Raw genomic sequence first — 20,392 nt, 5'->3', positions numbered from 1 at the left:
AGAATTATGTTAGTATCTTATAAATGGTTAAAAGAATTGGTGGACATTGCTGTGCCATCACAAGAGTTGGCTGAAAAAATGTCAACCACAGGGATCGAGGTAGAAGGTGTGGAATCACCGGCTGCTGGTCTCTCAAAAATTGTCGTCGGTGAGGTCTTGTCTTGCGAAGATGTGCCAGAAACTCACCTTCATGTTTGTCAGGTTAACGTTGGCGAAGAAGAAGCCCGTCAAATCGTTTGTGGTGCTCCGAATGTGCGTGCTGGTATCAAGGTCATGGTGGCTCTTCCAGGAGCTCGCATCGCTGATAACTACAAGATCAAAAAAGGGAAAATTCGTGGACTTGAGTCACTTGGAATGATCTGTTCACTTGGTGAATTGGGGATTTCTGACTCCGTTGTGCCAAAGGAATTCGCAGATGGCATCCAAATCTTGCCAGAAGATGCCGTTCCAGGTGAGGAAGTCTTCTCTTACCTAGACTTGGATGATGAAATCATCGAACTTTCCATCACTCCAAACCGTGCGGACGCCCTTTCTATGCGTGGCGTGGCGCACGAAGTGGCAGCCATCTATGACAAGGCAGTTAACTTTAAAGAATTTACTCTAACAGAAACAAACGAAGTAGCAGCAGATGCTCTTTCTGTCAGCATTGACACAGACAAGGCGCCTTATTATGCAGCTCGTATCTTGGACAATGTGACCATCGCACCAAGTCCACAATGGTTGCAAAACCTTCTTATGAATGAAGGTATCCGTCCCATCAATAACGTTGTAGACGTGACCAACTATATCCTACTCTACTTTGGTCAACCGATGCATGCCTTTGATTTGGATACCTTTGAAGGGACTGACATCCGTGTACGTGAAGCGCGTGCCGGTGAAAAATTGGTGACCTTGGATGGTGAAGAACGTGATTTGGAAACAAATGACCTAGTTATCACTGTCGCAGACAAGCCAGTTGCTCTTGCAGGTGTTATGGGCGGACAAGCTACAGAAATCTCTGAAAAATCTAGTCGTGTTGTGCTTGAAGCTGCTGTTTTCAATGGCAAATCTATCCGTAAGACCAGTGGTCGCCTCAACCTACGCTCTGAATCATCTTCGCGCTTTGAAAAGGGAATCAACGTGGCAACAGTCAATGAAGCCCTTGATGCGGCAGCTAGCATGATTTCTGAATTAGCTGGTGCGACAGTGCGTAAGGGCATCGTATCGGCTGGTGAACTTGATACCTCTGATGTAGAAGTTTCTTCAACCCTTGCAGACGTTAACCGTGTCCTTGGTACAGAGCTTTCATACGCAGATGTAGAAGACGTTTTCCGTCGTCTTGGCTTTGGGCTTTCTGGAAATGCGGAAGCCTTCACTGTCAGCGTCCCACGTCGTCGTTGGGATATCACCATCGAGGCAGACCTCTTTGAAGAAATCGCTCGTATCTATGGATATGATCGCTTGCCAACCAGCCTTCCAAAAGATGACGGTACAGCAGGGGAATTGACAGCGACACAGAAACTTCGTCGCCAAGTTCGTACCATTGCTGAAGGAGCAGGACTGACTGAAATCATCACCTACGCTCTGACTACTCCTGAAAAAGCAGTTGAGTTTACAGCTCAACCAAGTAACCTTACAGAACTCATGTGGCCAATGACTGTGGATCGTTCAGTCCTCCGTCAAAATATGGTCTCAGGTATCCTTGATACAGTGGCCTACAACGTGGCTCGTAAGAACAAAAACTTGGCTCTTTATGAGATTGGAAAAGTTTTTGAACAAACAGGCAATCCCAAAGAAGACCTACCAAACGAGATCAACAGCTTTGCCTTTGCCTTGACAGGCTTGGTTGCTGAAAAAGACTTCCAAACAGCAGCGGTTCCAGTTGATTTCTTCTATGCTAAGGGAATCCTTGAAGCCCTCTTTGCTCGTTTGGGACTCCAAGTGACCTACACATCAACAGCTGAAATCGCTAGCCTTCACCCAGGACGCACAGCCGTGATATCACTCGGTGACCAAGTTCTTGGTTTCCTTGGGCAAGTACATCCAGTCACTGCCAAGGCTTATGATATTCCAGAAACGTATGTAGCGGAACTCAACCTTTCAGCCATCGAAGCTGCCCTCCAACCGGCTACTCCATTTGTGGAAATCACGAAATTCCCAGCAGTTAGCCGTGATATTGCCCTTCTTCTCAAGGCAGAAATTAGCCATCAAGAAGTTGTAGACGCAATTCAAGCTGCAGGCGTGAAACGTTTGACAGATATCAAACTCTTCGACGTCTTCTCAGGCGAAAAACTGGGACTTGGTATGAAGTCAATGGCTTATAGCCTAACCTTCCAAAATCCAGAAGATAGCTTGACGGACGAAGAAGTAGCACGTTACATGGAAAAAATCCAAACTTCTCTCGAAGAAAAAGTCCATGCAGAAGTGCGTTAAATTTTCAATCCATCCTTCGGGGTGGATTTTTAAATTCTTAAAATGCTCGTTCAGGAATAAAAAGCGACAGTTGAGGAAAAATTCTCCCGGATAGTCTTTAATGGGTTATACTAAAACTATCACTGAAGCACTTAAAATCCTTAGAGACGAAATTTTTTACTATAAATTATCATGTTAGAAATGGACATAAATCGTTGTAAAGGCTGTCAAAAAGGAGTATAATAAGTGCAACATATTTCGGAGGTGGAAGATGCTAGAAGTAAGAAATCTAGAGAAAAGTTTCGGTTCCAAGCAAGTCTTGTTTGGTGTCGATTTTCAGGCAAGTCCAGGAAGGATTCTAGGGCTGGTCGGGAAAAATGGTGCTGGGAAAACAACGATTTTCCACAGTATTTTGAAATTTTTGGAGTACCAAGGAGAGATCAGTCTGGATGGGCAGGATATTCGTCAGGAAACTTACGCTCGGATAGGTTATTTGCCTGAAGAACGCAGTCTTATGCCCAAGTTGACCGTCCTTGAACAAGTTCGCTACCTAGCTACTCTAAAGGGCATGGATGCCAAGGAGGTCAAGGAAAAACTCCCTCAATGGATGGAAAAATTGGAAGTGAAGGGCAAATTGACCGACAAAATCAAGAGTCTCTCAAAAGGGAATCAGCAGAAAATCCAACTGATTATTACTCTAATCCATGAACCAGACTTGATTATCCTGGATGAGCCTTTTAGTGGACTGGATCCAGTCAATACTGAACTGCTCAAGCAGGTCATCTTAAAAGAAAAAGAGCGTGGTGCGACCATTATCTTTTCAGACCATGTCATGACCAATGTCGAGGAGCTTTGCGATGATATTCTCATGATTCGAGATGGGCGTGCAGTCTTGCATGGACCAGTTCAGGATGTTCGCAATCAATACGGGAAAACACGTCTCTTTGTTTCAAGTGAACGAAGCAAGGAAGAACTGGAAAAACTTCCTCATGTCAAACAGGTGAGCTTAACCAAGCAAGGTAGTTGGAAATTGATCCTAGATGATGAGAGCGCTGGAAGAGAACTCTTCCCAATCCTCACTCAAGGTCAATACATCGCGACCTTTGACCAGCAAGCTCCAACAATCGATGAAATCTTTAAACTAGAATCAGGGGTGGAAGTATGAGAAATATGTGGGTTGTAATGAAGGAAACCTATCTTCGACATGTTAAGTCATGGAGTTTCTTCTTTATGGTGATTTCGCCGTTCCTCTTTTTAGCCTTATCTGTAGGAATCGGCTTTCTCCAAGGGTCTTCTATGGCCAAGAATAGTAAGATAGCAGTAGTAACAACTGTACCATCTGTGGAAGAAGGGCTCAAGGGTACCAATGGTATCAACTTTGATTATAAGGATGAAGCCAGCGCCCAAGCTGCTATCAAGGATGAAAAAATCAAGGGTTACCTAACCATTGATCAAGAGGATAGTGTCATCAAAGCCGTTTACCATGGTGAAACTTCACTTGAAACAGGTATCAAGCTAGCAGTAACCAATAAACTCAATGAGCTTCAATACCAACTCAATCGCTCAGCGGCTAATTTGTCCCAAGAGCAGGAAAAGCGCCTGAGTCAAACCGTTGATTTTACTGAGAAGATTGATGAATCTAAGGAAAACAAAAAAATTGTTCAAACCATTGCGGCCGCAGGGCTTGGTTTCTTCCTTTATATGATTTTGATTACCTATGCTAGTGTCACTGCTCAGGAAGTAGCTAGCGAGAAAGGAACCAAAATCATGGAGGTGGTCTTCTCTAGTATCCGAGCAAGTCATTATTTCTACGCTCGCATGCTGGCTTTACTTCTTGTGATTTTGACTCATATTGGCATTTACGTCGTAGGTGGGCTGGCTGCCATTCTGCTCTTTAAAGACCTACCAATATTGGCACAATCTGGTATTTTAAACCATATAGGAGAGGCCTTCTCGCTCAATACCTTATTGTTTGTCTTGGTTAGCCTCTTTATGTACGTTGTTTTAGCAGCCTTTCTAGGCTCTATGGTTTCTCGCCCTGAGGATTCAGGAAAGGCCTTGTCACCATTGATGATCTTGATTATAGCAGGATTTGTCGGTGTGACTTCTCTAGGTGCTGCTGGGGACAATTTAGTTCTGAAAATTGGTTCCTATATTCCTTTCATCTCGACCTTCTTTATGCCATTTAGAGCCATCAATGGTTATGCAAGTGATTTAGAAGCTTGGATTTCCCTTGCCATAACGGTTATTTTTGCAGCCACTGCAACAGCCTTTATCGGACGCATGTATGCCAGCCTAGTCCTTCAGACAGATGACTTAGGTTTATGGAAAAGCTTTAAACGTGCCCTAGCTTACAAATAGGTTTGCGGGTTAAAAGAAAATATAAAATAACAAAAGGATAAGATTCAAGTGAAATCTTATCCTTTTTGAGTGTTTTTATCCTAATACTTTCTTTAGAAACAATAACTAAAAATACATAGTACTAGGGAAAAAGGTATAGATCCTTTTTCACCTATACATGCAAAAAATGATTTATTCGCTGAGCTTAATGCTACCGCTTTGGGCGCTGGCAGTAAGTGTAGTTGTCGGATTTTCGACTTTACGGATGGCAGAGTCGCCAACATCATCGCCTTTGGTGTGCTCTACATTCATACCACTAGGGATGTCAATTTCACCTAGATTCGTTTTCAGATCAAAGGATAGCTGCGACAAACTGCCAGAAACCAGATGCAGATTAATATCGCCCAATTGGTCAGTGATAGAGATTGTACCAGCTAATTCCAATCGTTCGGAGTTCAGTGAGCCGCTTGAGGTTTTCAGAGTGCTGTCGGAGATTTTGCTCGAGTTTAGGTTGACATCTCCCAGAGAGTTTGCTATTTCGCCCGATGCGAACTGGCTGTTGCTCAGAGTGATGGTACCTGAAGAATCAATGATTTTTCCAGAGCTAATCTGACTGTTATTAAGGGTAATGTCTCCCGAAGAGTTCTTAAATTTACCAGATGCGAATTGGCTATCATTTACAGTCAACGAGCCATTGGATAGAGAGAAGTCAGCATTTTTGGCTGATAGATTGGACAGCGTAACATCTCCTAATGACGAACTGCCGCTGAATGTCTCAAGCTTGGTCCCCTTAGGCAGGGAAAGCTGCACAGTACTCTTCCCCTGAGATTCTTGGTCAAATAAGCTGAGTAAGGAGCGGATGCCAGCGCTTATGTAGAAGGAGCCTGCACCATCTTCCTTGATGTTTAAGTTTCCGTTTTCAGAACTTGTTGTTATTTTTCCAAGCGAGCTTCCATCAATCTGATAGTTACCATCGCTTTGGTAATAGGTCAAGTGAGCCTTGTCATCAGGAGATTCGCTGATGACGAGGTTTCTAGCTGCTAAGTTAATATTTAGGGAAGAAAGATCAGAGAAGCTTTCTTCTTTTTTCGTTAGTTTTACCTTGCTTTTGGCAGAATTGACCAAGTCATTGACACCGCCTGTCATGGAGCCGATAGTTGTCAAGGCTCCACCAAAGAGGCAGGCTAAAATAGCTGCGGATAAAAGAGGTTTTTTCAATTTGATGTTAGCCATGACGTGCTCCTTTCTTTGCGAAAAGTTGAGCTAGTTTGACAAAGCCAGCCTTGCCAAACTGAGTAACAGGAGAAATGCCTGCGTAGAAGATGCCGGACAGTCCCAGAGCTAGAACACTGAGCCCCAGAGTGAACAGGAAGGCCGGGATCGATGTCGTCAGTCCCACTGTCAAAGTGTCCCAGATCAGGCTGATGCCAAAGATAAAGAAGGCAAAGGCACCTATAGCCATGACGAGAGCAAAGATAAAGACTAAGAGGAAGAAAACAAAAGTCAAAAGTGCTGCTACTATAAAGAGCGGAATAGCCAAGGGTGCTGCCAAAATGGATAGGATAGCAATCTGTACGATGTTCTTAGTGTTTTTTGATGAACTGCTGTCTTGATTATCTTCCTCGACTTTTTTGTCCAAAAGATTCAACATAATCTCGTGGGCCGCTTCCTTAGGGCTTCCTAAATCAGCAATAGCGGCTGCTTCACCTTCAGGTCCTACTTCGTCAAAATACTCAGTGAAATGTTCTATAGTTTCTTCGTAGTCCTTACGTGGTAGTTTTTTTAGATACTTTTCCAGCTCAGCTATATATTCAGTTTTTGTCATGTCGAATGCTCCCTTCTACGATGCCGTTGATTGTTGTAGTATAAAGTTTCCACTCTTCTTTCAGAGTAAGTAGGTATTCATATCCGTAAGAAGTAAGTGTATAGTATTTTCGTTTACGCCCCTGTTTTTCCTTCGAATAAGTTGCGAGATAATCATTTTGTTCCAGCTTTTTTAGTATGGGATAAAGAATAGACTCTTTGATGTTAGCAATTAGCTTAATGGTCTGACTAATCTCATAACCGTAGGAATCATCTTTTTCAAGAATGGCAAGGATGAGAAATTTTATTAAAGCTGAGGATGTAGGGAAATACATGAACCACCTCCTTATGTAAAAAAAATATATATAATTAATTTATATATAGCTTATCTTCTTTTAGAATAATTGTCAAGTATGATATAAAAAAAAAATATATAATTCAACAAAATAGTTTGTAATGATATTACGCAAAAACATATCTACTATAAAATAAGAAGTAGTATATTGATTAAAAATGGGAAAGAAAGCTTATTGGGAACGATTAATATGAAAGCTTCTTTGATGATAAAAGGGAAAAATATTTTCATATCTATTGACTTTTAGTAGTGAAATTTGGTATGATAGTAGACGGTATTGTTTACCCCATTTGTAAGGCCCCGGAACCTTTCAAATACCCCGCGGACCGGAACATCCGCCCAGTAAACAAAAACGATATTCATATAGGAGAAATCATGAACAAAACTACATTCATGGCTAAACCAGGCCAAGTAGAACGCAAATGGTACGTTGTTGACGCAACTGATGTACCTCTTGGACGCCTTTCAGCAGTTGTTGCTAGCGTACTTCGCGGAAAAAACAAACCAACATTCACACCACACACTGATACAGGTGACTTCGTAATCGTTATCAATGCTGAAAAAGTTAAATTGACTGGTAAAAAAGCAACTGATAAGATCTACTACACTCACTCAAACCACCCAGGTGGATTGAAACAAATCTCTGCTGGTGAACTTCGTTCTAAAAACGCAGTACGTTTGATCGAAAAATCAGTTAAAGGTATGCTTCCACACAATACTCTTGGCCGCGCTCAAGGTATGAAATTGAAAGTATTCGTTGGAGCTGAGCACACTCACGCTGCACAACAACCAGAAGTTCTTGATATTTCAGGACTTATCTAAGGAAAGGAACAATAAAGTATGTCACAAGCACAATATGCAGGTACTGGACGTCGTAAAAACGCTGTTGCACGCGTTCGCCTTGTTCCAGGAACTGGTAAAATCACTGTTAACAAAAAAGATGTTGAAGAGTACATCCCACACGCTGACCTTCGTCTTGTAATCAACCAACCATTCGCAGTTACTTCAACTGTAGGTTCATACGATGTTTTCGTTAACGTTGTAGGTGGTGGATACGCTGGTCAATCAGGAGCTATCCGTCATGGTATCGCTCGTGCCCTTCTTCAAGTAGACCCAGACTTCCGCGATTCATTGAAACGCGCAGGACTTCTTACACGTGACTCACGTAAAGTTGAGCGTAAGAAACCAGGTCTTAAGAAAGCTCGTAAAGCATCACAATTCTCAAAACGTTAATCAATACGATTATATCAACGTTTCAAAGCACTCAAGAGTTTACCTCATGGGTGCTTTTTTCGTGTTTTTTTGAAAAGTTTACCTCAAAGTTCACCTTATTTTCACCTTATTGATTTAGAGATTCTAAAGCTAATGCACCAACTGCAATAGGAACTACATTCGAAGTATTGACATAAATCTGAGTTGTACCTATGTCACTGTGTGTTAGAGCCTCAGAGATAGCTTCTAAGCTCATTCCTGCTTGTTTAGTAAACGTTAATTCGAAAGAATTACTATACTTACAAAGAGCACCTTTCGGGGTGTTCTTTTACTTTCTCCTTCTTCTCACGGTATCTCTCATATGGTATAATGAGGTAAGGACTGTTCCTCATTTCAGATGAGTTTATGGTGTTCAAGGTCCACCTACCTGAATTGTCATGGAGCAAGTGTCCATTGCTCGGATTGGGCGTTCTCTCGTAGTTCATTTGATTTTAATCGTTTAGAAAGCATCTGGTGTGGGAGATTATTGTGATTTCAATGCAATGTCTCATATGCTAGGTAGGAAAAATGGAATACAGGATAAGTTAGGAGATGAGAAGAGTATTTCTGTCAGCCTTCTTCCTATACACCTGTTAACAGCTATCCACGATAAAAGGAGATTGTAGATTGATTTTATTAGTATTAGGGATTTTGGTTTTACTCATTCTAATCTTAAAAAGGAAACAGAAAACTGCTAAAAAATCTGAGGGAAACGCCAAGAAAAGAAATTGGATATTAATAGGTTGCTTATCCATAGTGATCCCCATCGCAATCTTCACAGTGTTCAGTCCAATTTTTTCTCTAATGGATATGTGGGGGCTATTTGCCCATGCAAGTCGAACTGAGCTTGAGCAAGCTGTGCATCGTTCTTATCAAAATTACGGTCTTACAGGACAGTTTGAGTTAGAAAAATACGAGAAAAACTATACAAGCGTGGGAGGATTTATAATCCATGGTACCTATAGTGAAAATATAGCCGGAAAAACCTATCAGGTTAAAACTCGATTTAAATACTATACTCGTTTTTCGGAAAATAAAACATATAGAAAGACAGATGCAGAGGTTGATTACAAAAATGATAAAAAAATTTATAATGTTTTCCCAGAATTAGCCTATTTAGGGATTGAGGTTAGTCCAGGCACCAGCGAATTTTTAAAAACACTGGACAGTTCAATCAAAGATCCTCAACTGCCTGATTTGAAGTATCAAGGTATTCGTTTTGAATTCAATAACCAATCTGACAATATCCATCTTTATAATGAAATATTAGAGGAAAATCAAAGTAAGGGTCAAGCACTGCAAGGAATGTATCCAATGGATGCTCAATATCTTTTCCAAAAAGAGATTTTGATACCAACATTTGAATTTCAGTATTTCGTTCCAAAAGAAAAAAGAGATCTCTTGTATGATGACTATCTAAAAGAGCTTGAAAGGCTCATGAAGGAATTTTTTGCCAACCAACCCCTACCAAGAGGTCTTTATGCTGTAAAGATTGCGAAATATAAAGAGGATAAACTTGTCAATGATAGTGGTGTATACTATGTGAGGATTGAAAATCGTCAAGTTGTAAAGCTGTTGCAAAAATTAGAATAGGAGTTGCTAGGGCTAGGTCAGTCTCACAATATTTTTACTAAGAAGAGAAGGGGAGATTTGTAATGATTAGTTTAGAGTTGCTGTCTGAAGGAAATAGTCTAGACGTTTATTCTTTTGAAAAAGAAAATCGGGAGTATTTTGAGCGAAATTTACCTCCTAGACCAGCTAACTATTTTGATCCAGAAGGTTTTAAAGAAATCACGAGGGAATTGTTAACGGAACAAAGGAATCGTGCTGTTTACATGCATCTTATTAGAGATTCGCAAGGCGTTATGGTCGGAAGAATCAATTTAAGTGTCTTAGAGGGTAATCGAAAAACAGCAGAGCTTGGGTATAGGATTGGGGAAAATGTTAGTAACTTAGGCTATGCTAGCGAAGCGGTTAAGCTTGTTTTAGAAAAAGCCTTTATTATTTATGGTTTCAATAGAATCATTGCAGGAACGGCAAGGGATAATCTGGCTTCTCAGAGAGTACTTTTAAAAAATGGTTTCACCTTTAGTAGAATGATAGAAAATGACTTATACATTCATAATGAGTGGGTTCATACAGCAGTATTTGAGATAAGGAGACCATAATATCATCAATTCCAGTCCATTGAAAAGGTTAATGGAGTTCTAATCTTTCCAGACATTCAAGATTTTTCTCTTGGATGTCTTTTTTGTTCAGAATAGATAAGTGGTGCTGTTTAAACTTGTTTTTCCCAGTGGACAATTGTTCACTTTTTTTATATAATAAAACTAAACCAAAATGGTTGAATTTTGAAATGTAAGCTCAACCATCGATGTGTCTTTCTAAGGGAGATAATGTCCATTAAAGCATCACACTAGGAGGTGAATCATGTACCAACCAGAAAAACTCAAGGCTCGGAGAAAAGAGTTAAAATTGACACAGAAGGAAATTGCAGAGGAATTAGGGATTAGTTTTCAGGCTTACTCGGCTTGGGAACGTGGGATTAAGGAACCATCCCAGGAGAAGGTTGCCCAGCTAGAAAATATTTTAAAGGTAGCAAAGGGATATTTCACTCAGATTGAGATTGTCCGTCTCTACAATAGCCTCTCCAAGCAAGGGAAGGACAAGGTTGTGCTCTATGCTCGCAACCTGGCTAAAGAAGAACAAACTCAGAAGGTGATGACCATGCCAGAGCGCCTCTACGAGTACCGTGTCTATGAACGTATGTCAGCAGGGATCGGGGCTTCGGTCTATGATGATCGGAATTTTGACACCGTCTACTTTAATGAGGAACTAGCCCATGATTTTGCGTCCTGGGTGGCTGGGGACTCTATGGAACCTAAATACCAAAATGGTTCAGTAGCTCTGATTCGAGAGACCGGATTTGATTATGATGGGGCGGTTTATGCAGTGGTTTGCAACAACCAGACCTATATCAAACGGGTTTATCGTGAGGAAGATGGCTTGCGTCTGGTCTCTATCAATCCTAAATACAAGGATATTTTCATCTCCTATGAGGAAGATCCTCGGATTGTGGGGATTATCGTTGGGAACTTTGTGCCGATGGAGGGTTAGCCTATGGGCTACTTTGATTATTCCAGAGAGCCCAAAAGTGACATTGCCTTTGTCGATATGAAATCCTTTTATGCCAGTGTCGAGTGTGTGAGAAGGGGCTTGCATCCTCTGAAGACCTCGCTTTGCGTCATGAGTCGCGCGGATAATTCGACTGGTCTTATCCTAGCCTCCTCCCCCATGTTTAAGAAGATTTTTGGTAAGTCAAATGTTGGCCGGGCCTATGATCTGCCCTTTGATATCAAGAGCCGCAAATTTTCCTACTATAATGCCAGAAAGCAGGGGTTGCCTACAGATTCAGACTATGTTCGCTACATCGAAGATTGGGCCCAAGTCACCTTGATTGTCCCTCCTCGGATGGACGAGTACATTGCAGTCAATATGGAAATCCAGCGAATCTTTCAAAACTATGGGAGTCCAGAGGATATTTATCCTTACTCTATCGATGAGGGCTTTATTGACCTGACTAGTTCGCTCAACTATTTCATCCCAGACAAGACTCTCTCTCGCAAAGACAAGCTGGATATGCTTTCTGCTCGTATTCAGAGGGATATTTGGAGGCAGACAGGGATCTACTCTACGGTCGGTATGTCCAATGCCAATCCCTTACTGGCCAAGTTGGCTCTGGATAATGAGGCCAAGCACACCCCGACCATGAGGGCCAACTGGTCTTACCAGGATGTGGAAGAGAAGGTCTGGGCTATTTCCAAGATGACGGATTTTTGGGGGATTGGCAGGCGGATGGAGAAACGCTTGCATACTCTGGGGATTTTTTCCATCAAGGAATTGGCCACCAGTAATCCAGACCAGCTAAAGAAAGCTCTCGGTCAGGCTGGCCTGCGTTTGTGGTTTCATGCTAACGGGATTGATGAGAGTAATGTTCATAAACCCTATAAAGCCAAGTCCCAAGGCTTGGGAAATTCTCAAATCTTGCCGAGAGACTACGTGAAGTTACGGGATATCGAAATCATTCTCCGAGAAATGGCAGAGCAGGTGGCTATTAGACTGAGAAGGGCTGGCAAGAAAACAACCCTTGTCTCTATTTATGTTGGTTTCTCTAAAGAGGAGGTTAGGCCGTCTATTCACACACAAATGAAGGTCGAACCGACTAATAATACAGCTATCTTAACGGATTATGTTTTGAAGCTATTTCATAATAAATACACTTCTGGAGCGGTCAGAAGTGTTGGAGTCAACTATTCAGGATTTGTAGACGAGTCCTTTGGTTTGATTTCCCTCTTTGATGATGTTGACAAGTTAGAAAAAGAAGAAAGGCTCCAGACAGCTATTGACTCCATTCGGCAACAATTTGGTTTCACTTCTCTCTTAAAGGCCAATGCACTGGAAGAAGCCTCTAGGAGTCTTGCTAGAAGCAAGCTGATTGGTGGGCATTCTGCTGGAGGATTAGACGGATTACAATGATTGATCGTTCTTATTTACCTTTTCAATCTGCGCGAGACTATCAAGATCCAGGGATGCAGAAGTGGATGGGCTTTTTCCTCTCAGAGCATACCAGCTCGCTTGGTGAAGAAAAAAATCGTGTTGATTTTTCGACGAATTTGAATTTAGTTGAGAAGCTACGCTTGCTTTCTCAGCTTTATGTTGGTCAATTAAAGGGATGTTTTGTTGTCAAGGAAAGAAAGCAAAAGATGACAATCATCGGTGAGGTGAGTGAATTATCAGCTCAAACTCTATCTATTAGGACAAATGAGGGATATAGGCTGGTAGGGATTGTAGATATCCTCGAAATTCGACTGTGGGAGGAGGAAGTTTATGACTAGAAAAGAGCTGTATGAAAACAAACTACAGATGGATTATTTTTCAGATAGTTATATCCGCTTTGAAGAGGATTTCCAAAAATACTCTGCCATGAATGTTCCCTTGACTTTTTTGATCGATGATATCCTACGAACCATGGCAATGAATCAGAAGAACTACTTCGTCTTAAACAAGGAAAATGCCAAGGATGGGCGAGAGCATCGCTTTTATTTTAGGGTGGTGACGGAAAAAGAGTCTCCTAGAAATCGAACCTATGCCTATATGGGACTGCAAGCATAGAGCCTGTCCAAGTCTCTGAAAAATGTCTAAATATGCTATAATAAAGTAAATTTCAAAAGGATTTAATGGACTCTATTTTCATAAGAGTAGAGAATATTGCAGGAGGTAAATCATGCTAGGAGCGGTTATTGGAGATATTGTTGGTTCTCGATTCGAGGCGGATAATCATAAAAGCAAAGAGTTTGATTTGTTCACCCAGAATTCTTGTCCGACCGATGATAGTATTATGACTTTGGCGGTAGCTAAAGCCTTATTGGCCAGTAAGGAAGACTGGAGTCAACTGTCAAAAAATGCTGTCAAGTATATGCAGAAAGTCGGCCGTCATTATCCCGATTGTGGTTATGGAGGTCACTTTTTCCATTGGATTTTTTCTGAGGATCCTCAATCCTATGGTAGTTATGGTAATGGCGCCGCTATGCGCATCAGCGCTGTCGGTTTTGCGGCAGAAAGTATAGAGCAAGCCAAGTCTTTGTCACAAGCGGTGACAGTAGTGACTCATAATCATCCTGAGGGCATAAAGGGAGCTGAAGCGACGGCTGTAGCAATTTTCTTGGCACGAAATGGTGCTAGTATGGATGAAATCAGGGACCATATTGATAAGAATTACTATCCTATGGACTTTACTCTGGACGACATCAGAGAGGATTACACTTTTGATGTGACTTGTCAGGGCTCTGTTCCCCAGGCCTTAGAGGCCTTCTTGGAGTCTGAAAATTTCGAGGATGCTATCCGAAATGCGATTTCTATCGGAGGAGATAGCGATACTATCGCTGCTATCTGTGGAGGGATCGCTGAAGCTTACTATGGCATCCCTGAAGACATTAGACAAGAAGCTTTGCCTTTTTTAGATGACCGTTTGCTTGAAATCGTAGTTGACTTTGAAAATACCTATCCTCAATGATAACTTTATTTTAGAATTTTATACTAAAACATCCATATAAATTTATGGATGTTTTTTATTTTCTAGAGATAGAAAAAGAGAAGACCAGATGGTCTTCTCTACGGGGGAACTGAAATAATGGAAAAGAATCAATCAAAGATTTTTATTAGTCTTTGAAATTCTTTTGGAAGATAAGGAGAGACAAGATAGAAGTAATAGCTGCTAAGAAGAGGAAGGCATTCGCTTCTTGTTCCCCAGTTGCTGGGAGTTGTTTTTCCTTTTCTTGTTTGACTGTAGTTGCAACAGGAGCTTTTTCATCTTTTGCTGGTGAATTGTCTGTTACGACTGGAGCAGGTTTTTCGGTCTCTCTTGGGAAAACATACTCAGGAAGGGTCACAACAGGTGGCGCCTCTGTTCCTACTGAGCTTTGTTTAGTACCCACCTCAATCACTCGATCCTGAGCCGGAGTTGTTTCGGTTTGAACAACCTTGCGATTGTCACCGTCTACTTCAACATATTCGACTAGGCTACCGTCCTTACCTTCTGATAGAACTTGCTCTTTTCCTTTGTCTAATTGGGCATTTTCACGACGGATAGTCTTGAACGGTACTGGTTTATTGACAATTTCCAAACTTGGAAGTGTAAAGACAAGATCCTTGACTCCTTCTTCAGGACTTGAAGAAGTAATTGGTTTTTCTGGTTGAGCTGGTAGAGGGTGCTCAGGAAGGGTCACAACAGGAGGTACCTCTGTTCCTACTGAACTTTGTTTAGTGCCTACCTCAATCACTCGATCTTGAGCTGGAGTTGTTTCCGTTTGAACAACCTTGCGATTGTCACCGTCTACTTCAACATACTCGACTAGGATACCGTCCTTACCTTCTGATAGAATTTGCTCTTTTCCTTTGTCTAATTGGGCATTTTCACGACGGATAGTCTTGAACGGCACTGGTTTATTGACAATTTCCAAACTTGGAAGTGTAAAGACAAGGTTCTTAACTCCTTCCTCAGGAGATGAAGAAGTAATCGGTTTTTCCGGTTGAGCTGGTTGTTCAGGCTGAGCTGGAGTTTCCGGTTGCGCTGGTTTTTCCGGTTGAGCAGGAGTTTTCGGACGAGCAGGTTTTTCAGGCTGAGCTGCTTCGAGCTTGCTGATTTGTTCGAGAGCAGTTTCTAGTGCTTTGTTGACTGCTTCCTGAGTCTTAGCTTCTTGGATCGCAGCAATGGCTTGATCTGCAATTTCAACTAATTTCTTCTTAGCTTCGTTGTTAGAACCAAGCTCACCGACTTTTTTCTCGATAGCTTCAGTCAAGCTAGCCATGGCTTTATCATACTCAATTTCCGGTTGTTTTGGTTCAGCTGGTTGTTCAGGTTGTTCAGGTTGTTCAGGTTTAGAAGGTTCTTCAGGCTGCTCAGGTTGCTCTGGACTAGGTTCCTCTTGGCCTCTTTGATAGTTCTCGTCCTTGGATAGAATATCTTGTAAGGCGCTGACAGTCAACATGACTTCTTGAACATCCACAGCTTCGGTACTGAGTTGGTTTCTCAATTTTTCTAGATTTGCTTGGAAAGCTTGGCGTGCAGTAGCCGTATTTTTCAAACCTGCTGGATCAAAGTTTGACAGATCATCTTTCCATTTAGAGATAGACTGGATGATATCTGACTTGCTGTAGAGTTCACTACCTTCGCCACGAGTGATGAATTGGTCTACCTGGATACCGATATTTCGAGACAAATCGTTTCGATCAGGATCGAGTTGAAGGGTGACTGCGTGCAAGTTTTCGTCCAGACCTTTTAGGCTAACCAGAGTTTGATTGCCTTGGCGTTGGGCAGCGTGACCGCTAAAGTATTTCTTACCATCAATAGTTGAAGCATTTCCCATGCCCTCTTGGTAAGGAACTTCTTTGCCGTCGAGGAATACCTTGTAGATACCATGATTTGGATCAACATAGCCCTTGATATCAAGTCCAGTACCGTAGAAGTAAGCTGTTACGGTTGTCTTTTTCTTTTGTTCATCAGTTAAGCGACCAAAGGAAGCCCAAGACTCCGTCTTTTGGTATTTATCTGCGGAATTGGTTTCATGGTTCCAGCCAGGACTGTAATCCAACTGACTAGCTTGGTCATCATAGCTTGTTTGATCCTTGATCAGCAATTCGGCTTTCATCACTTGGATGGTTGCATCGGTAGCAAAACCGAGCAAGGCACCATCAGAAACAGAAGTGAGCTTGGCTTTAAAGTCAAAGATAGAGTCGGCTTGTTCTGTAAAGTCAATCGTTGGGATGGTCACAGTCTTTTCTGTTTCTCCATCTTCAAAAGTCACATCTTGAGTTGTATCTTGGTAAACTTTACCGTGAACCCCAGTTCCAGGTTCTGTGATGAAGCGAACAGTAGCAGCCCCCTTGCTTCCACCAACACGTTTAATCTTAACAGTGACTGGTTTTCCTTTTTCGACTTCGTAGTTGGTAGATTCGAGTTCAAACATTCCCTTGCTATCATTGTTTAGGGTGTAGATCCCTTCTGTAGCAATTGGTTCGCCTGTTTTATTTACAAGAGTAATAGTGTGTTGGCCTGGTGCTAAATCACCTGTCTCAAAGACTTTTTGGCTGCGTTTACGGCTAGCATTCTTAGTTTGCACATCCGCAACTTTTTGGCCATCAACGTAGACGGACATTTCTCCATGACCTGGGTCGACTGTAGAGACGACATAAGCCTTGGTTCCTGTGAAGGTATAGCTGACTTTGGCATCTTTTTGATTGGTCCACATAGAAGTGCCACGAACACCTTCAGATTCATTGTACCAAGTTGTACCGGCTGTATCTGCTGTTGTATTTGAGTGGTATTCAAGTCCAAGAGGGTAGCCGTCTGTCTTTTCGATACTACTTGGCGTTTTGTAGACAGAGAAGTTGTTCAAGATTGGTGTAGCTTGTGCTCCTGTGATGGTCACACGAATTTTTTGTGCCTCTACAGGTTTCCCTTGAATCAAGCGACGGTAACCAACAGTTGAACCTTCCCCGTAAGTCACCCAACGTCCGTTGATTTCAACTTCAATCTTGAAACCAGAGATACGTTGACCTTTGGCAATGTCTTCCTTAAGTTCGACAACGTCAAAGCGTCTCTTTTGTCCTAAATCGACTGTGAAACTACCAGTTGTGGCATCATTTGAGAGCGCCCAACTAGTATCATCTTTACCGTCAGTCAGGTGACTTTCCTTGTAGAGGTGGTTCTGACGAGTAGAACTTGCTGTTACAGTGGCACCTTTGGCAAAGTCAGTCGCATACATTTGGTCTAGGGTTGCCTTGAATTCCTTCAAGCGAGCTACATCCGCATCTGCGAATTTTCCTTCTTTGTTTGGTGGAATGTTGAGAAGGAGAGGGGTTCCACGACCAACAGACTTGAAGTAGATATCCATCAACTCTTTGAGTGATTTCGGCTGTTGATTGTCATGGTAGAACCAGCCAGAACGAATCGAAACATCGGCTTCCCCTACAGAGTACATATCACCGTCAGGGTCGCCGTGGTTGAGGTATTCATTTTTTACATCATCTGTGATCTTGGCTCTCTTGACTTTATGCCAGACAGGGTCACCAGCGATTCCCCGTTCATTTCCGATCCAGCGAACGCTTGTCGGTTGAGCAGAGAAGATGGCGATATCTCCTTCAGCTTCTTTGATATATTTGAACCACTCATCAAAAGTATAGGTTACTTTTTGGGCACCGCTACCACGCGCACCGTCCATCCAAACTTCGATGAATTTCCCTTTATTTCCGTATTTTGGGTTTCCAAGGATTTCTTTCAGCTGGTTGAGATAGTATTGGTTGTATTCCTTTTCGGTTGCGACATGGTATTTAGGATGGTTGGCATCCCATGGTGATAGGTAAACACCCATATTCATGTCGTACTTGCTAGCAGACTTGGAAACTTCTTCGAGAAGGTCACCCTTTCCATCTTTCCATGGGCTGGCAGCTACAGTATGATCCGTATACTTAGAAGGGTAAGCAACGAAACCGTCGTGGTGTTTAACAACCATAATGGTTCGTTTGAAGCCAGTTTCCTTCAGGGTGCGAATCCATTGGTCTGTATCCAAGTTGGTTGGATTGAAGTATCGAGGGTCTTCTTTCCCATTTCCCCATTCAGAATTGGTATAAGTGTTCATTCCGTAGTGGATGAAGGCCGCCAATTCTTCCTTGTGGTAGTCGAGTTGGGCCTTGCTTGGAAGAGGTCCGTGGTTGCCAATCTCAGTTTCCTTATCTTCTGGATGAGTGACTGGAGGAGTCGGTGCCGTTGGATTGGATGTGTCAGCGACTGGCTCGTATTCAAAGACGACTTCATTCACCCCTTTTTGCTGGATTCTTGCTTCCAAGCTAGCCTTAACCGGACGGTAGCCAGCAATGTCTTTTGCATGGAAGGTGTTGACAAAGGAAACCTCATACTCTTGGCCGTCATTGTTATCAACTGTCGCCTCAGCTAGTTCAGTACTTGTTCCTTTTTGACGGTAGTAAACTTTGAAAGAGCCTTTGTTGACTTTATAGACCACTTTGATGACACGGGTACCGGCAGGCGCTTTGCTGACAACATTGTGATCTTCAGCCCAAGTGTCTTTTAGTTGTTTATTGACCGCTACGCCATCAATGGATACAATTTCGTATTTATCTTTATTCTTCTGATAGAAGTCCGTTTTCTCGATTTCTTTTTTGAAATTATAGTCAAATGGAGAATCAACAGCTGTCTGTTCGATGAAGGTATCATTATCTTTGACAGGATTTCCTTCTTCGTCTTCGTGTTGGATAACCACACGACCGTATTCAACTCCCTTAGTCAAGGTAGCAATCCCATCTTGGTTGAAGGAATATTCGTTGCTTCCGATAACAGCTGTTTCGTTCCGAAGCATACGCCCCTCATCAGTAAAGTAGTAACGATTTCCGTTGTCTCCTTGGTACCAGCCTTTGACACCATATTTGGCAATCATGTCCTTAACCCATTTCAGTTGTTCAGGTGAAAGGACGAGTCCGCCACCAAAGCGATCCTTTTCAGGAACACCATTGTCAACGGTTCCGTGTTGGTGAACACCGAGAACTTTTCCTTGGCTATCGACAATCCCACCACCAGACAAACCAGATACAGAAGTGGTTTGGTAGGTGATACCGGTCGTTCCCTTATCATCATAGGACTCAACAGATCGAATAGTCCCATCTGCCTTGTAAAGTTGGCCAGCTAGGATAGGCTGTTTTAACTCTTTTGAGCTCGAGTCTGTTGGGTAGCCAATCGTACTAATGGCTTCTCCTGGCTGATGCGTCTTGTGATCCGCTAAAGGCGCAAAGGTTGCTGCTTTGTTTGGACTAGCAATCGGAAGAGGAATAGGAGCTTCTACAAGAGCAAGGTCGTTCTTATAGCCTTTTCCAAACTCTTTCTTGTTCCAGAAATGGATGTCCTTTTCTCTGAATAAAACCGTAGTTCCGGAAGATGGCAGTGAGTTTTTCTTTTCGCTGTTTGAACCAACGTTATAGTAGAACTGGGCAGATTTTCCACCACGAATGTGACCCTCGCCAGTTTCTTTATTGGCTTCTAGGAAGTTATGTGCAACGGTAAGAATCAAATTAGGTGCAACAAAGATACCAGATCCTGAAACGAGGTAGCGTTGCTCTCCTGCATTGTAAGTGCTGTAAACCATAGTTGCAGCAGTAGCAGGTTGTCCCTCGTAGTTGATGTGTTTGAGGTCTTGTCCACCGTTAATGATGGCACGGTTTCCGTTCTCAGCTTCTTTTGGAGCTTCTTCCTTGTTCTTTAGAATGCTCTTAGTTTCTACCTTTGGACTAGCTTTCTGGTCAACGATAGTAGTCGTATCGAGTTCTTTGACAGGTGTGTCGGGATAGGCGCGGTCCTGAATGTCTTCAGGGAGCAAGTCAGCACTGTTGGTATCGGCAGCAGGTCTTTCTTGTTTTTCAGCTTCTACACGGCCTTCTTCTTTGACTGGTTCAGCCTTGGTCTCTTCTATATCTGCTACTTGTTTCATTTGCTGATCTAAATTGGATGGCGTGGCAGGAGACGTTTCGTCTGCACGAACGGTTCCAGAAGCAAAAAATGCCAGTCCCACGATAACAGAGGCCACACCTACAGTCAACTTCCGAATGCTAAATGTTTGCCCTTTTTCAAAAAGGTATCGATTCATAATATACTCCTAGTTTTTAGAAAGGCAGTCAGCTACTGCCCAA

General features: G+C 42.4%; 16 protein-coding genes and 1 pseudogene. 12 read left to right on the top strand and 5 right to left on the bottom strand.

The features are described from left to right. Nucleotides 1-6 precede the first annotated feature (6 nt). From pheT to HMPREF8571_RS10310, 3 genes are all read left to right on the top strand, one after another. Nucleotides 7-2,412 carry a phenylalanine--tRNA ligase subunit beta gene (gene pheT, locus HMPREF8571_RS10320; RefSeq protein ID WP_000961502.1) on the top strand — a complete coding sequence of 802 codons (2,406 nt, stop codon included), beginning with the start codon at nt 7-9 and terminating at the stop codon, nt 2,410-2,412. A gap of 250 nt (nt 2,413-2,662) precedes the next feature. After that, on the top strand, nt 2,663-3,556 hold the full coding sequence (locus HMPREF8571_RS10315) for an ABC transporter ATP-binding protein (RefSeq protein ID WP_000895265.1): 894 nt from the start codon (nt 2,663-2,665) through the stop codon (nt 3,554-3,556). Continuing rightward, a complete protein-coding gene (locus tag HMPREF8571_RS10310; protein ID WP_001245391.1) occupies nt 3,553-4,752 on the top strand; it encodes an ABC transporter permease in 1,200 nt (399 codons plus the stop codon). The genes HMPREF8571_RS10315 and HMPREF8571_RS10310 overlap by 4 nt, the downstream gene beginning before the upstream one ends. Nucleotides 4,753-4,923: 171 nt before the next feature. Here the strand turns inward: HMPREF8571_RS10310 and HMPREF8571_RS10305 are convergent, their stop codons facing one another. The 3 genes from HMPREF8571_RS10305 to HMPREF8571_RS10295 are packed head-to-tail and all read right to left on the bottom strand — an operon-like array spanning nt 4,924 to nt 6,869. After that, nucleotides 4,924-5,964 carry a DUF4097 family beta strand repeat-containing protein gene (locus HMPREF8571_RS10305; protein ID WP_001273947.1) on the bottom strand — a complete coding sequence of 347 codons (1,041 nt, stop codon included), beginning with the start codon at nt 5,962-5,964 and terminating at the stop codon, nt 4,924-4,926. Continuing rightward, nucleotides 5,957-6,556, bottom strand: coding sequence for a DUF1700 domain-containing protein (locus HMPREF8571_RS10300; protein ID WP_000167721.1), 600 nt, complete (start codon nt 6,554-6,556; stop codon nt 5,957-5,959). The genes HMPREF8571_RS10305 and HMPREF8571_RS10300 overlap by 8 nt, the downstream gene beginning before the upstream one ends. After that, the gene (locus tag HMPREF8571_RS10295) at nt 6,543-6,869 is read right to left on the bottom strand and encodes a PadR family transcriptional regulator (RefSeq protein ID WP_000273868.1); all 327 of its coding nucleotides are present in this window, start codon (nt 6,867-6,869) and stop codon (nt 6,543-6,545) included. Before HMPREF8571_RS10295 ends, HMPREF8571_RS10300 begins: the two co-directional genes overlap by 14 nt. A 395-nt stretch (nt 6,870-7,264) precedes the next feature. Here HMPREF8571_RS10295 and rplM point away from each other — a divergent pair, with 395 nt between their 5' ends. Together rplM and rpsI are read left to right on the top strand one after the other, a co-directional pair. Then, nucleotides 7,265-7,711 (top strand): 50S ribosomal protein L13, encoded by a 447-nt coding sequence (gene rplM / locus HMPREF8571_RS10290; RefSeq protein WP_001044624.1) that lies wholly within the window; start codon nt 7,265-7,267, stop codon nt 7,709-7,711. Nucleotides 7,712-7,729: 18 nt separating this feature from the next. Beyond that, complete coding sequence (rpsI, locus tag HMPREF8571_RS10285) at nt 7,730-8,122, top strand: 30S ribosomal protein S9 (RefSeq protein WP_000075973.1); 393 nt, start codon at nt 7,730-7,732, stop codon at nt 8,120-8,122. A 106-nt stretch (nt 8,123-8,228) separates the two neighbouring features. Here rpsI and HMPREF8571_RS10280 read toward each other — a convergent pair. After that, nucleotides 8,229-8,378, bottom strand: a pseudogene (locus HMPREF8571_RS10280) (integrase); the annotation flags it as partial. Nucleotides 8,379-8,767: 389 nt separating this feature from the next. Between HMPREF8571_RS10280 and HMPREF8571_RS10275 the strand changes: the two are divergent. From HMPREF8571_RS10275 to HMPREF8571_RS10245, 7 genes are all read left to right on the top strand, one after another. Next, on the top strand, nt 8,768-9,733 hold the full coding sequence (locus HMPREF8571_RS10275; RefSeq protein ID WP_000602260.1) for a hypothetical protein: 966 nt from the start codon (nt 8,768-8,770) through the stop codon (nt 9,731-9,733). Between the two features lie 62 nt (nt 9,734-9,795). Then, the gene (locus HMPREF8571_RS10270) at nt 9,796-10,308 is read left to right on the top strand and encodes a GNAT family N-acetyltransferase (protein ID WP_000624249.1); all 513 of its coding nucleotides are present in this window, start codon (nt 9,796-9,798) and stop codon (nt 10,306-10,308) included. Nucleotides 10,309-10,570: 262 nt separating this feature from the next. Beyond that, the gene (locus HMPREF8571_RS10265; protein WP_000284667.1) at nt 10,571-11,257 is read left to right on the top strand and encodes a LexA family transcriptional regulator; all 687 of its coding nucleotides are present in this window, start codon (nt 10,571-10,573) and stop codon (nt 11,255-11,257) included. Between the two features lie 3 nt (nt 11,258-11,260). Next, nucleotides 11,261-12,676: a Y-family DNA polymerase gene (locus tag HMPREF8571_RS10260; protein ID WP_000540289.1), complete on the top strand. Its 1,416-nt coding sequence runs from the start codon at nt 11,261-11,263 to the stop codon at nt 12,674-12,676. After that, entirely contained in the window at nt 12,673-13,035 is a 363-nt protein-coding gene (locus HMPREF8571_RS10255) for a hypothetical protein (RefSeq protein WP_000567209.1), read from the top strand. The genes HMPREF8571_RS10260 and HMPREF8571_RS10255 overlap by 4 nt, the downstream gene beginning before the upstream one ends. After that, nucleotides 13,028-13,312: a DUF5960 family protein gene (locus HMPREF8571_RS10250; protein ID WP_000197002.1), complete on the top strand. Its 285-nt coding sequence runs from the start codon at nt 13,028-13,030 to the stop codon at nt 13,310-13,312. Before HMPREF8571_RS10255 ends, HMPREF8571_RS10250 begins: the two co-directional genes overlap by 8 nt. 112 nt (nt 13,313-13,424) lie before the next feature. After that, the gene (locus HMPREF8571_RS10245) at nt 13,425-14,213 is read left to right on the top strand and encodes an ADP-ribosylglycohydrolase family protein (RefSeq protein WP_000900120.1); all 789 of its coding nucleotides are present in this window, start codon (nt 13,425-13,427) and stop codon (nt 14,211-14,213) included. A gap of 145 nt (nt 14,214-14,358) precedes the next feature. On the opposite strand, the gene HMPREF8571_RS10240 is transcribed toward HMPREF8571_RS10245, so the two are convergent. Then, nucleotides 14,359-20,349, bottom strand: coding sequence for an alpha-L-fucosidase (locus HMPREF8571_RS10240; RefSeq protein ID WP_001083111.1), 5,991 nt, complete (start codon nt 20,347-20,349; stop codon nt 14,359-14,361). Between the last annotated feature and the right edge of the window lie 43 nt (nt 20,350-20,392).

The sequence above is a fragment of the Streptococcus mitis ATCC 6249 genome (assembly GCF_000146585.1).
In the GTDB taxonomy this organism is placed as follows: Bacteria; Bacillota; Bacilli; order Lactobacillales; family Streptococcaceae; genus Streptococcus; species Streptococcus mitis_AZ.
This window is presented reverse-complemented; position numbering and strand designations above follow the sequence as displayed.